This window comes from Polaribacter ponticola (genome assembly GCF_026191475.2).
Lineage (GTDB): Bacteria > Bacteroidota > Bacteroidia > Flavobacteriales > Flavobacteriaceae > Polaribacter > Polaribacter ponticola.
The window spans coordinates 2,433,615-2,448,486 of record NZ_JAOSLC020000003.1 but is presented as its reverse complement, the minus strand read 5'-3'; the positions used below and the strand labels follow the sequence as shown (position 1 = coordinate 2,448,486).

Annotated in this window: 7 protein-coding genes and 1 tRNA gene; 5 read left to right on the top strand and 3 right to left on the bottom strand. The window is 31.4% G+C overall.

The window, feature by feature from the left end:
- From N5A56_RS16340 to N5A56_RS16325, 4 genes are all read left to right on the top strand, one after another.
- A partial coding sequence (locus tag N5A56_RS16340; RefSeq protein ID WP_274270563.1) for a hypothetical protein occupies positions 1–1,086 on the top strand: 1,086 nt, incomplete at its 5' end.
- Between the two features lie 137 nt (positions 1,087–1,223).
- The gene (locus tag N5A56_RS16335) at positions 1,224–2,537 is read left to right on the top strand and encodes a hypothetical protein (RefSeq protein WP_265726951.1); all 1,314 of its coding nucleotides are present in this window, start codon (positions 1,224–1,226) and stop codon (positions 2,535–2,537) included.
- Between the two features lie 3 nt (positions 2,538–2,540).
- Positions 2,541–3,605, top strand: coding sequence for a hypothetical protein (locus tag N5A56_RS16330; RefSeq protein WP_265726950.1), 1,065 nt, complete (start codon positions 2,541–2,543; stop codon positions 3,603–3,605).
- The gene (locus tag N5A56_RS16325) at positions 3,577–5,748 is read left to right on the top strand and encodes a hypothetical protein (RefSeq protein WP_265726949.1); all 2,172 of its coding nucleotides are present in this window, start codon (positions 3,577–3,579) and stop codon (positions 5,746–5,748) included. Before N5A56_RS16330 ends, N5A56_RS16325 begins: the two co-directional genes overlap by 29 nt.
- Here N5A56_RS16325 and N5A56_RS16320 read toward each other — a convergent pair.
- Together N5A56_RS16320 and N5A56_RS16315 are read right to left on the bottom strand one after the other, a co-directional pair.
- A complete protein-coding gene (locus N5A56_RS16320; RefSeq protein ID WP_265726391.1) occupies positions 5,745–6,902 on the bottom strand; it encodes a tyrosine-type recombinase/integrase in 1,158 nt (385 codons plus the stop codon). The genes N5A56_RS16325 and N5A56_RS16320 overlap by 4 nt on opposite strands.
- A gap of 125 nt (positions 6,903–7,027) precedes the next feature.
- Positions 7,028–7,100: transfer RNA gene (locus N5A56_RS16315), tRNA-Met, on the bottom strand.
- Between the two features lie 171 nt (positions 7,101–7,271).
- Here N5A56_RS16315 and era point away from each other — a divergent pair.
- A complete protein-coding gene (gene era / locus N5A56_RS16310) occupies positions 7,272–8,153 on the top strand; it encodes a GTPase Era (protein WP_265726392.1) in 882 nt (293 codons plus the stop codon).
- Between the two features lie 67 nt (positions 8,154–8,220).
- Here the strand turns inward: era and N5A56_RS16305 are convergent, their stop codons facing one another.
- Positions 8,221–14,718: a T9SS type A sorting domain-containing protein gene (locus N5A56_RS16305; RefSeq protein WP_265726393.1), complete on the bottom strand. Its 6,498-nt coding sequence runs from the start codon at positions 14,716–14,718 to the stop codon at positions 8,221–8,223.
- Positions 14,719–14,872: the final 154 nt, after the last annotated feature.

The window sequence follows — 14,872 nt, the reverse complement described above, 5'->3', positions numbered from 1 at the left end:
GATTTAATAGAAGATAGTTATGTAAGAGGTGCAAGTGCCAACAAAGAGTTTACAGATTCTGTTATTGAGTTTTCGCCAATTTTAGCAAAGGCTGGTTTTACTGCTAAAGAAAATATAGACTTAATTAATAAAGCTTATGAAAACGGATTGTATAAAGATAAATTTATAGATTCCATTCACGAAGTAGATACAGCTTTAACTGAGCAAACTAATTCTACAAAAGAAGCTTTAGAAAATGCTTTTGGAGAAAAATTTACTAAAAAACTATTTAAAAATATTTCTGATGGCTCTATCACTACAAAAGATGCTATTAAATTAATTGCCAAAGAAACTCAAACAGCAAAATTAAACGTACAACAATATGCCCAATTAACAGCAGATGTTTTTAAATCGGCTGGAGAAGACATTGCAGGATCTCAAAAAGTATTAGAAGTTTACAATCAAGCTTTAAATGAACAAGCTGCTGCGTTAACACCAGTGCAAACAGAAATGAAGCGTTTATCTGATGCTCATTTAGAATTAAAACAGGCACAAGATGATGCTTTAAAATCTGACAATTACGCAAAATTCTCTAATGATGTTTCTATTGTTTGGACAAAAACAAAAACCTTTTTTTATAAATCAGTTGGAGCAATTGTACATTATTTTCAAAATTGGTTTTTACAAGTAAAGCTTGGTTTCTCTGATTTAAAATTGGCTTTCCAAAATTTACCAATGCGTTTTACTGAAACTAAAAAAATATTGGTTAAAACGGCTTTAGAAATTATTGGTGCATTTAAATATTTAGGCGATGCTTGGACAAATTTAAAAGATTTAAACTTTAAAGGTGTTGGAGAATCGTTTACAAAATTTGGTAGTTCTATTAAAAATTCTGCTACTGGTGCTTTAGATGAATATGGAAAAATTGGCGATAAAATTGATGAAATTCAACAAAAAGCAAGAGGTGCAATTCTAAAAGAGCATTTCGATTCTGTTTCTGGTGCAGGAGAAATCCAAGAAGCAGAAGATAAAAAAACAGTAAAACCAATTGTAGATAATAAAGAACTTGAAAACCAAAAAAACTATCAGCAAAAAAGAAAGAGTTAATTCAAAAATCAGAAGAAGAATTAGATGTACTTCTTAAAAAAATACAAGAAGAACGTGAGCTAAAACAAAAACAAGGTGTTGAGCGTGAATTACAAGGTATAGATAATAAGTATGCTAAACTAAAAGAAAAATTTGTGTTGTCTAAAGCCGAAGAATCTTTATTATCTGAAGAGGAATTAGTTCAGCATCACAACAAAATAAAAGAGTTAGAAGCTGCACAAGATTTAGAACGTAAAGAATTAAAATTATTACGTGATGCAGAATTTAAAGAGCGTGTAAAAACTATTGAAGAAGAAAACAGAATAGAAGAAGAATCTCAAAAGTTTGAACGAGATGCAGCAGCAGCTTCAACTGAACAAGAACGTGTTTTAATTTTATTAGATAAAGCAAAATGGATTGCTACAGAAGAATTAAAAATTGAAAGAGATAAAGAGCTTGCAAAAGTAGAAGCTGTAGAAGGTGCAGAAAAATTAAAAGAAGTAATTCGCAAAAAATACAATCTTAAACAAAAAAGAGTAGATACTGCTTTTGATAAAGGTAAAAAGAAAGCTAAAAAAGAAGAAGTAGAATGGTCTGAACTTACAGAACAACAAAAAGTTGGAAATATAAAGCAGGGTTTAGGTCAAGCAGCAGAAGCTTTTAATAAAGGTTCAGCTGGTTGGAAAGCGATGAAGATATCTGAAGCAGTAATGAGTACTTACGAAGGTGCTCAATCTGCGTTTACATCACTTTCAAAAATACCTATTATTGGTGTTCCTTTAGGTATTGCAGCAGCTATTGCAGCAACATCTGCTGGTTTAGCAAGAGTAAATCAGATTAAAAATACTAAAACAGCTAAAGTAGATACTGGTTATTATCAAGGAGGATATAACAGAAATAGCAGTACTAATTATCAGAAAAACTATTATAGTTCAAATTCACGCACATCGAATTCTTATAATAAGAAAGAACTTAAAAACCAAAAGACAGAAACCCACTCTTCTAACGAAAATAATGTTCACTTAAAAAACTCATATAATAACGAATATCAAGGAGGGTTTACAGGAGATAAAGCAATTCGTTATGATTATCAAGATGGAGTTGCAATGGATACTCCTAATGGTCCTTATCATATAAACGAATGGGTTTCTCCAAAATGGATGACCGAAAGCCCACGTTATGCACCAACAATTCAATATTTAGAACGTGAACGTTTAAAAGGCCCTGGCTTTTTTGATGGAGGCTTATCTACAACTTCTTCTACACCTGCTCCAATTTTTGATGATGAAGATAGTAATGAAACTTCAGCTAACAATGAAACGAACCAAATGTTAATGAGCCTTTTATTGAAGTTAGACTCAAAGCTTGATGCAGGATTTAAAGGTTATGTAGTAAAGGATTACGAGGATTTTTTAAGGCAAAAAGAAATTGACCAGGAACACGAAGATATTTTTAATAATACCAGAAGTTAAAAAATGAACTATTTAGGAAATTACGAAGAGAATAAATTATACGGTACTTTAGAAAACAATAAAATTTTAGTTGCTACTGTAAATAATGCTAACTTTTTAAAAGTAGAACTATCTGTTGTTTTTGATGCATTTAATTGGAATCATAATTTTGAAATTCCTTTTTTTAACAATGAAGCAGAATTATATTTTGAAAACTATATACATTCGATTATAACTCAAAAATTAGAAGTATCTGAAATTGATGTTACCGATTTTAATTTTACTTCTTTTGATATCGCTGCTATTACTTGTGTTTTAAAAGAAATGGAAAACAACACTGAACTAGATACTAAAACTATAAACTTTTCTATGGTTTTAGGAGATGTAAATTTTGTGAATTTCAGCAATGTAGTTGATGCAGGTAAATACTTTTTACCAATAAAACAATCCACATCTACTACTTTAAAAAATCTACTATCTTTTTCTTTTTATGCTACATTATTTCCTGTTAAAGTTCGATTAGAAATCAACGGTGTAATATCTGAAATTAATCTACCTAGTTATACATCATCAAAAAAGCTACATACATTGTTTATTCCTGTAGATAAAGTAATAGGAACCAACATTGATTCTTTTACTTTATCATTAGTTTTTTCTGATAATTCAGTTTTTAATTTTGGTGAGTTTTACGTTTTGCCTCCAGAAGTAGATCATTCTTTATTTTTTTATCAAAATTCTTACGGAACTTTAACTTCTATAGAATTTACAGGAGAAAAAAAGTATCCTATTTCGTTTAAATCTTCAGAAAATATTTTTGTAGTTAACAATAAATCTATTTCTAGCACTAATGTTACAGAAGAAAAAGAAGAAGTTATTATAGATACTGGATATATTAGAGACGAGTTTAAGTACAATATGATAGTAGATTTGTTAAGGTCATTTAATATATATGAGCTTCCAACTCTTAAGAAGTTAACTAAAAAACTATCTCAAAAAATTATGCCTTTTGAAACTGATAATTACACTCAAAAAGAAACACTAACATTTAAATATTCAGAAAATGACAATATTTATTACAGAGGATTTTAGATTAGACCTTTCTAATTTAGACATTACTTTTTCTGATGAAAATTCTTTCTTTGAAAAAGATTTGATTAAACAACAATCATTTCCTTTTAACATACCAAACGAACGAGGCTTTATTCCTTTTTTTGAATTTGTAAGCTCTCATAATAGTGTAGATGGTAATAATGTTGTTACAGGCTTTTTATTTAGAAATGATAGGTATTACGATGCTGAACTAATGATTTTGAATATTGATAATAGTATAAAATCAATTTTTTACTACAGTCCAGATAAATTAACAATATTTGATATCCCTCTAAAAATGTTGCCTTGGCCTGTTTTAAATATAGGCAATGATATTTACCAATATGCAAAAGATACTATTGCAAAAGATTATCCAGATACTTTAATTAATTTTTCTGAAGTATATCATCCAGAAATCTATAAAGACAATGATTGGGGCTCAAATTTGAAGTTTTTAAATAAAAACACCAATGGAGATTTTGAAAAATCATTAAAAACATCTTTTGGAATTGAAGTAAAACAGATGAGTGAAATACGACCTTTTATTTATGTGAAGGAAATAGTGAAATTTATATTTTCTCAAATAGATTATACTGTTTTAGGAGATTTTAACACGCACGCATCTATTAGCAAAGCATTACAATATCATAATAATTCTATTTTTTACACTAATAAAGATTACTTCTTAAACAACAATTTAACAGTAACGTTAAGTCAATCTAATATTTCTGGATATTCTCCATCTACTGTAACCTATAATAAGTATGTAAGAATTTTTGCTTTATACTCAAAAGGATCCTATTCTATAGAATTAAATGTAAAAGGTTCTTTTACTGTTGCAAACGAAGAGTTCTATATTCAGGTTTATTTTGACAATCAATTAGCAGATGCCGCTATAGCAAGAAATAATGATAATAGCACTTTTGATAAAAGTATAAATGCTGAAATACATGTTGCAGCAGCGGATGTTGGTAAAGATTTAGAGATAAGAGTTATTTGTTCATCAAATACAAAAAACTCTCTTGAAGGAGATTATGAAATAACAGGAACTGAAAGGCCTTTGTATAAAGATTTTATTGATTTAAAAGATTTACTACCAGATAAAAGTGTTGGAGAATACATTTCAGATTTAAAAGAAAGTATGTCTTTAACATCTGTTTTTGATGAACCTACAAAAACAGTTAAGTTTAACTTCTTTAACTCAACACAAACTTCAATTGAACAAATAGATTTATCAAAATATATGACAAAATCTATTCCAAGAAAGTTAAATAAATCGTTAGGGTATAAGATTTCTTTTGATGATGGAGAAACACTTTATATGAATAAGAAAGGAGAGTTCATACCTTCAGCAATTGGTTATACTGAATTTACAATGCCTTTACAACCATTAAAGTCACTATTTATTGAAGGTCAACCAGCAGTTTGTAATCAAGAAAGTAATTCTATTTTGTTTTTTGAGAGCAATGCAAATGCTAAACCTTTAATAAATGATGGAGAAAATTTATACTCTAGATTAGGTTTTATTCACTTGTTTTTAAGACGTTGGATGTTTCAGCTTTTAAATTCAGAAGAGTATAATCAAACTTTAAAATTACCTATCTATGTGTCTTCTAAATTGAATTCAGAAAGTATTATTTGGTTTTACAACAATTCATTTTTAGTACATAATCTGCAAAGAACAAATCTCAATTCATTATTTGAAAGCGTTAAATTTCGCCTCTTTAAATTAAAAAGTTATCCAGACTTTAATTTAGTAGTAGATGATGGATCTGGTAACACTACTTATTTACCTCCTGTAGCTTTTACTTCTTCTTTTTCTTCTGTAACAACACTTGTTACACAATTCAATGCATCAATTTCTATAGGTCAATTTGGTTTTCCAAGTTCATTTTATATAGATATTTATGCAAACAATTCAACCGATCCTCAAAGTTTAGATTTAACCTTTGGATGGGAAGTATTAAGTAGTCCTGATGGAAATGCCTCTGGTATTTTTCAATCTCAAAATACAGTTCATTCTATAACTCGTTTTACAAATAGTGGTTATATAAATTTAGCAGGGGATTATGTTATTAGATTAACAGTAGTTAATTCTGTTGGTTTAACAAATACTATTGATATTACAGTTACAGCAAGTTAAATTTTTACTGTTTTGATATCAACGTTTGCTTTTAAAATTTCTTTTGGAGTATAAGCTTCTGTTTGCGTAATACTATGATGACGTGCTTGATCTCTTACAGCTATTGGAGGAACTCCTGCCTTTAATAAATTTGTAATACCTGTATCTTTTAGGCTATACCACTGATATTTTTTAGGTAAATTCAAGGCCGTTCTTACTTTTACCCATTCGTCAGATATTTTTTTAGGAGGTAGTTTATTTCGTCCGGGTAAATAATTGTCAGAAAATAAATAATCGCCCATTTCTGCATTCTTTAAATGGTTTACCAAAAAAGGAATTAAAACATCTGGTATAGTAACCGGCATACTTTTTTTATTTTTAGCCACATTCTTGTTCACATAAATTACTCCATTTTTTAAAATTACATCGCTTACCTTAAGTTTAGTTATTTCAGTTCTTCTGACCAAACAATAGTAGCAAATCAAACAAACCATATAATAATTTTCTTTTTTCTCTTTTAAAAATTTGAAAATTTCTTTTAAAGTTCCGTCTGGAATAACCTCACGTTCTTTTGTTTTTTCTGGGATTAGCTCAATTCTTGTAGTAGGGTTTTGAGATATGTATTTATGACGAATTAACCAATCACTAAACGTTTTGATAAAGTTTAAATAATTGTTACGAGTTCTTGCAGAATTATCTCGATCGTAATAAACAACATCTAAAAAATCTCGCACCAATTCATCTTTAAATTTGATAACGAACATATCTTGTTCTTTAATTTCCTCAAGATAATCTGAAATGTTTTTTATAAAGGACTTGTAACTTCTTAATGTATCAGCTCTTTTATCTTGATTTTTTACTTCCTTAACAGTTCTATCTAAAAATAAACGTGCAGCATCAGAAAATTTAACAAAACCTCTAATCTCATTATCGTTTAATAATGGATTCCAACCTCGTTCTAATTTTTTATTAAGCTCTAAAACCATTTTTCTGGCCAGCTTTCTTCTTTCTGTAATACTTTTTAAAGGCTTGACTCTATTTTGCTTTCTCTTAAGCTTATTATCAATAGGGCATTTAACGTAGTAAACTATCTTCCAAGTTTTGTTTTCTCTTAATTCTGCTGGAACAAAATCTACAAGAACTAATACGTTTCTGATTTTTTGAGTAGTGGACATTTTTTTTACATCAGGTTTTTAAACCAGTTGCAAAAAGTTAAACATCAATGTGAGACAAATTTGAGACGGTAATTTGTCTAAAATCAACAAAGCCCTTATAAAAAAAGGGCTTGTGCTATTTTTAGTAGCGGGAACTGGACTCGAACCAGTGACCTTCGGGTTATGAGCCCGACGAGCTACCTACTGCTCTATCCCGCGTTGTGATTACCAATAATTTCATCTTAGCTCTTAACTTGCGGTTCATAATATCGCCGAAATTATTGGATTGCAAATATACAATACAATCTAAATACAAACCAAGCATTATTTTAATTATTTTTTAATCTTTTTAAAATCCAATCAAGGATAAAATCTATTTATCTTTGCAGCATGACACATAAAGCAGGTTTTGTAAATATTATTGGAAATCCAAATGTAGGGAAATCAACATTAATGAATGCTTTGGTAGGCGAAAAGCTATCTATTATTACACCTAAAGCACAAACAACAAGACATAGAATATTAGGGATTGTAAATGATGAAAATCATCAAATCGTTTTATCTGATACTCCAGGAATAATACAACCCGCATACGAATTACAAGCTTCTATGATGGATTTTGTAAAATCTGCCTTAGATGATGCCGATATTTTAATTTACATGGTTGAAATTGGAGAAAAGGAATTAAAAAACGAAGCTTTTTTTAATAAGATTATTCATAGTGAGATTCCTGTTATTCTTTTATTAAATAAAATAGATAAATCTTCTCAAGATGAAGTTGAAGAAAAAGTAAACTATTGGAAAAACAAAGTCTCAAATGCAGATGTATTTGTAATTTCAGCTCTAGAAAAGTTTAATATAACTGCTGTTTTTGAAAAGATAAAAGAATTATTACCAGAAGGACCTCCTTTTTATCCAAAAGATCAATTAACAGATAAACCAGAAAGATTCTTTGTAAATGAAAAGATTAGAGAAAAAATCTTAACACATTATAAAAAAGAAATTCCTTATTCCGTAGAAGTAGAAACTGAGAGCTTTATTGAAGAAGAAAGTATTGTAAAAATACGATCTATAATTATGGTGGAGAGAGATACTCAAAAAGGAATAATTATTGGGCACAAAGGTTCTGCACTTAAAAGAGTTGGAGCAGAAGCTAGAAAAGATTTAGAAAAATTCTTCGAAAAGAAAGTTTATATAGAACTTTACGTTAAAGTAAATAAAAACTGGAGAAGTAATAAAAACCAATTAAAACGTTTTGGTTATAAAGATTAATTTCAAATAAAAAAAGAGGAGCTAATTTAGCTCCTCTTTTTTTATTTGAAATATTATTTATATAATATTATTTGAATAGAATTTTTGAGGTTCCAAAATTTACTTCTGGACTTGTAATTTTTATAAACATTATTCCTGCTTTCAAGTTTAAGTTTAATTCAAATTCATTCTTCCCTTTATTTAATTCTAAATTAGAACTATAAACTACTTTACCTGTAATATCAAAAATTGATACTGTTGCTTTTGTAGATATACTACTTAATAATGTACTCTTTAAATACCCTTTAGTTGGATTAGGATAAGCTAAAAATTCATTTTCGAACACTTTTATGCCAGAAGTACCAACAGATAAGCTTTTTAATGCAGCAACTGTTATTGTTACTGTAGCTGTAGCTGCATCACCATTTCCATCTGTAATTGTATAATCAAAAGAATCAGTTCCAGTAAATCCTGCAGGAGCAGAATACAATACATTTCCACCACTAACAGTTATAGCACCTCCGTTATTACTTACAGTTGAAACTCTACCGTTTGATAATGTAAGAGGGTGGTTACTATGTTCTCCATCTGTTCCAAAATTATCATTATCTGTTACATCAATAATATTGTTATTTGTTCCCTCCGTTACAGACGTAAAGTCTGCTACTGCTGTTGGAGTTCCATTCACTACAATTACTTCTTCAACAGTTACTGTTACTTGCACTAGAGTATTTCTATCATTTCCAGGTACATAATTAAAAGTGTCAGTTCCTATAAAATTAACTGCTGGAGTATAATTTATAACATCATCAGATGTATCATTTGCTGTTCCATTAGTATTTAAAGTTACTGTACCTCCGTATTCAGTTGTACCTGTTAAATGATCTACACTTTCTATTAAAAACCTAACATCTGTTGGAGCAAAACCAGCATCATCAGTATCATTTGCCATAACATCAAATTCGTTATCTGTAGAATTTTGGTTAACAATAAAAGAATCTGGTGTAAAACCTAAAGCTGGAGCTGGGTTTACAGTTACCGTTACTGTAGCAGTTGAAGCATCTCCTGAAGCATCTGTTATTGTATAGCTAAATGTATCTGTCCCATCTGCAATTGCTAAAGCTGAAGGAGTATAATTAAAAACATCATCTAACGTTGCTGATGTTCCGTTACGGTCTACACTTATTGAGCTTCCTTTTAAACTTGCACTTAGAATTGTACCATTAGTCATAGTTAATCCATTATCTATAGCACCATCAGTTCCAAAGCTATCGACACCATTTCCATTATCAGCTAAAACATTAATTACTGTCATCTGACCAGCATTTACTGTTACTACATCATTTTCGGCTGTTGGCATTCCGTTTACTAAAACAACCTCAGTTACTGTTACTGTTACTGTAGCGGTTGAAGTATCTCCATTAGAATCTTCAATTGTATATTCAAAAGTATCAATTCCAACAAAATTTGCTGCCGGATCGTATGAAACTTCTCCATTTACAACTGCTGTTGTTCCTCCTAATGCAGAGGAACCATTTACTGTTAACGGGTTAGCTGCAGCTCCATCAGTACCATAATCATCGTTAACTAGAACATCTATTAAATTACCTGTTGTGTTTTGGCTTACTGTTGCTGTATCTGCTACTGCAGATGGAGCATCTGTTACTGCATTTACAGTTACAGTTACTGTAGCAGTAGAAGCATCTCCATTTCCATCTGTAATTGTATAATCAAATGTATCTACTCCAGTAAATCCTGCTGGTGCACTATATAATATAACATCATCAGTTAAATCATTTACTGTATTATTATCGCCCACACTAATAGCTCCTCCATGTGCACTTGCGCTTGATAAGCTTCCATTTGGCATTGTTATTGGATGATTTCCATGTTCATTATCTGAACCAAAATTATCATTATCTGTTACATCAATAATATTATCAGAACTTCCAGTAAATACAGTAATAGTATCGTCAACTGCAGTTGGTGTACCGTTTACTACAACTACCTCTTCAACAGTTACCGTTACTGTAGCAGTTGATTTATCTCCATTTGAATCTTCAATTGTATATTCGAAAGTATCGATTCCAACAAAATTTGCTGCTGGATCATAAGAAACTTCTCCATTTACTACAGTAGTTGTACCTCCTAATGCAGAAGTACCTGTTACTGCTAATGAATTAGCAGCAGCTGCTCCATCCGTTCCATAATCATCATTATCTAAAACGTCAATTAAATTACCTGTTGTATCTTGATTCACTGTTGCAGCATCCGCAATTGCTGAAGGAGCGTCTGTAATAGCTGCTATAGTTACTGTTACTGTACCAGTAGAAGCATCTCCTGTAGCATCAGTAATCGTATAGCTAAATGTATCTGTACCATCTGACATAGCTAATGCTGAAGGAGTATAATTAAATACATCATCTAATGTTGTTGCTGTTCCGTTACGATCTACACTTATTAGGCTTCCTTTTAAACTTGCACTTGTTATTGTACCATTAGTCATTGTTAAACCATTATCAATAGCGCCATCTGTACCAAAGCTATCTGCTCCATTTCCATTATCTGCTAAAACATTAATTACTGTCAACTGACCAGCATTTACTGTTACTGCATCATTTTGAGCCGTTGGAGCTGGATTTACTGGAAGTACTACTCCTACTGTTAAAGTTACAGTAGCTATTGAACCTCCACTTATTACATAATTAAAACTATCCGTACCAGTAAACCCTCCTGTTGGAGTATAAGTAAGTAACGATGTTGTTCCACTAATTGCATGTCCTTCTAAACTTACTGCATCATGAGAAATTATGGTTGCACCAGGTAAATCATTAGCTAAAACATCTAAATTTGTTGCCACATCTACATCTATAGAAAACGAATCATCTATAGCTACAGTTGGTAAAGCCCCTACTGTAATAGTTACTGTCGCTGTGTCTGCATCTCCATTACCATCAGTAATAGTATAATCAAATGAATCTGAACCGTTAAAACCTGCAGGTGGTGTATAATTAACATTACCATTAACTACGTTAATTGCTCCTCCGTTATTACTTACAGTTGATAATTTTCCGTTTGTTAAAGTAATAGGATGAAGCCCATGTTCTCCATCAGTACCAAAATTATCGTTATCTGCAACATCTATAATATTGTCCGAGCTATCTACTGCGACTATTACAGTATCTGCTACCGCTGTTGGCACTCCATTTACGACAACTATTTCTTCAACTGTTACTGTTACAGTAGCTGTTGATGTGTCTCCGTTAGAATCTTCAATAGTATATTCGAAAGTATCAATTCCAACAAAATTTGCTGCTGGGTCATATGAAACCTCTCCATTTACAACTGCTGTAGTTCCTCCTAATGTAGATGAACCAGTTACTGTTAAAGGATTTGCTGCGGCACCATCTGTACCGTAATCATCGTTATCTAAAACATCTATTAAATTACCTGTTGAATCTTGATTTACTGTTGCAACATCTGCAATTGCTGATGGAATATCTGTTATAGCCACAACTGTTACCGTGACAGTTGCTGTTGAAGCATCACCAGATGCATCTGTTATTGTATAGCTAAATGCATCTGTTTCATCTGCAATTGCTAATGCCGAAGGTGTGTAATTAAATACATCATCTAAAGTTGTTGCCGTTCCGTTACGATCTACACTTATTAGGCTTCCTTTTAAACTTGCACTTGTTATTGTACCATTAGTCATTGTTAAACCATTATCAATAGCCCCATCTGTACCAAAACTATCAGCTCCATTTCCATTATCTGCTAAAACATTAATTACTGTCATCTGACCAGCATTTACTGTTACCGCATCGTTTTCTGCTGTTGGTACACCATTTACTAATACAACCTCTGTTACAGTTACAGTGACTGTAGCTATTGAAGTATCTCCATTAGAATCTTCAATTGTATACTCGAAAGTATCAATTCCAACAAAATTTGCTGCCGGATCGTATGAAACTTCTCCATTTACAACTGCTGTAGTTCCTCCTAATGCAGATGAACCAGTTACTATTAATGGGTTCGCTGCAGCACCATCGGTACCGAAATCATCGTTATCTAAAACGTTTATTAAATTACCTGTTGAATCTTGATTTACTGTTACTATATCAGCTTCTGCAGATGGTGTATCTGTTGCTGTACTTACTGTTACTGTCACAGTAGCTGTATCAGCATCACCATCTCCGTCTGTAATCGTGTAATCAAATGAATCGACTCCTATAAAGTCGTTAGGTGTAGAATATAAAATATTTCCACCACTAACTGTTATTACTCCTCCATTTGCGCTTGCGCTTGAATTACTACCATTTGTAAAAGTTAATGAGTGTCCTGAATGTGTACCATTACCTCCAAAATCATCATTAGATAAAACTGAAATAATATTATTACTACTATTTTTTACAACAGCAACATCATCATTAACTGCAGTTGGAACAATTGGTCTTACAACAATATTTACTGTAGTTGTTACTGAATCTCCATTTTCATCTTCTATTGTATATGTAAAAGAATCTGGCCCATTATATGTAGCTCTTGGAGAATATGTAACAGTGTCGTCTGTAGGATCTAAAGGCGTGTTATTGTTATTTAATACAAGTGTACCATTTTGAGTGCTTCTATTTCCTGATATTACAAATGATTTATATCCATCTGGACCAAAACTATCTCCATCTAAAACATCGAATAAATGATTATTAGTATCTTGATTAACAGTAAAATTAGCTGCATTGGTAGTAGGCGTATTATTTACAACCTGAGTTCTTGTAATTGTAGCTGATTCATTACCAGAATCATCTACTAATTTATAAACAATGGTATAAGTACCCCATTGATTTACATCTAAGTCACTCGAAATTATTTCTGTTCTATTTAAACATTCTTCATCATACATAAATCCTTGTTCTACATAACCAGTTCCAGTTGGATGCACATATGCAGGGTTAATTAACATAACATTTAAAGGCTCTACATCATCTATTACACTTACAATAATTGTAGTTGTACTTGTATTGTTTGATGAATCTGTTACCGTTAAGGTTACAGTATTATTCCCTAAATCATTACAATTAAAACTTGACTTATCTATACTTAAAGAAATTCCTCCGGCTACATAATTATCTGAAGAACCATTATCAACATCTTGAGCTGTAATAGTTGTTGTGCCATTTAAGTTTATTACAATTGGCCCCGCATTAGCAATAGCTATTGGATCTGTTGTGTCTACAACATTAACTGTTCTTGTTACCTCTGTTGCACTATTTGAACTTGAATCATTTACATTATAAGTAACTGAATAAACCCCTACAACAGATGCATTTACATTTGAATCATCTACTACGATATTTGCAGAAATATCTCCATCGTAATTATCCGCTGCAGTAGCACCTAACTCGGAGTACACAGTACCTACCGCCATAGTTAATACTCCTGATGAGTTTAAGGAAATAATTGGCAAAGTAGTATCTACAACATTAACAGTCCTAGATGATGTAACAGAATTACCAGCTGTATCTGTAGCTGTATAATCTACAGTATATTGCCCCAAATTTGGACTTGCTGGAACATTATTAACAGTATTTGTTAAAGTAGCTGAGCAATTATCATTTGCTACAGCACCTGAATCTACATATGCAGTTTTAGCTTCATGAGCTACAATAGCTCCATTAGTTATTGTTATTGTTGGGGCTTCAGTATCGCTCGCTACAGTTACCGTTAATGAATCATAACTTCCATTGGCATCTGTAACATTATAAGTATAGCTTCCTGGTGATAAATTTGTTGTTGCAGTAGCAGTCTTATATACCCTCCAATTTTTATGCAAAGTATTACTTGTAACAACTCCACCAGAACCTACATTAGCTTGTACTCCAATTTTAAATGTTGCTAAAGAACCTACATTAGCAGTATGTGTATTTGTATAATTTGCTTCTCCTTCTCTTTTTACAGAATACGTTGCGCCAGCTTGAGCATTTAATACAATTTTAAAATCTAACCAATGACCTTGACCATTGTTATTAGTATAACTTGTTCCTCCATTTATAGCAGATGCGCCTACAGACCATCTTGCTGTAACATCTGTATCACCTCCATTATCAAAGAAGTAAAGCCCATGTTGAACTGAACCTTCTCCACTATTTAACCCATCATTAAAACCAATCATTATTGCTTTATAATCTGAATCAGGAATATAAACACTACCTTCAAAAGTTAAACCAGCTTCCCTTGTAAAAGTTTGATTACTAACAAAAGCACTTTCCCATGAATCCGAAGCCGAGACAGGTATTAAACTTAATTCAGAATTAGTATCTGAAGTTGTTATCGCTGTTCCTACATAATTTCCAAAAGTGATCCCTCCTGAAAAATTATCATTAAAAAATTCTCCAAAAGTATAAGGAGCTGTTCCGTTAGTAGGATTTAAAACAACGTTACCGTTTGAATCACCAAAACAGGTTTCGTTTGTAACTGTAGCTTGTAAATCTACTTGGCTAAATGTTTGTAATGAAAGCATAGCAATTAGCAAAAAGCTAAATAGGCTTGTTTTACCTACAAGATCGAGAGTAATTTTTTTATTCATAATGGTTAGTTTTATAACTTATTTTTTTCAATTCAATTTTTATAAAGTGGTTAGACCTTAGAGAAATACAAATCTAACAATGTAAACCTGCATCTTTCTAATCATATACAATGTTAATAAACCTCATTAATGAGTATTTTAACGAACAAAATGT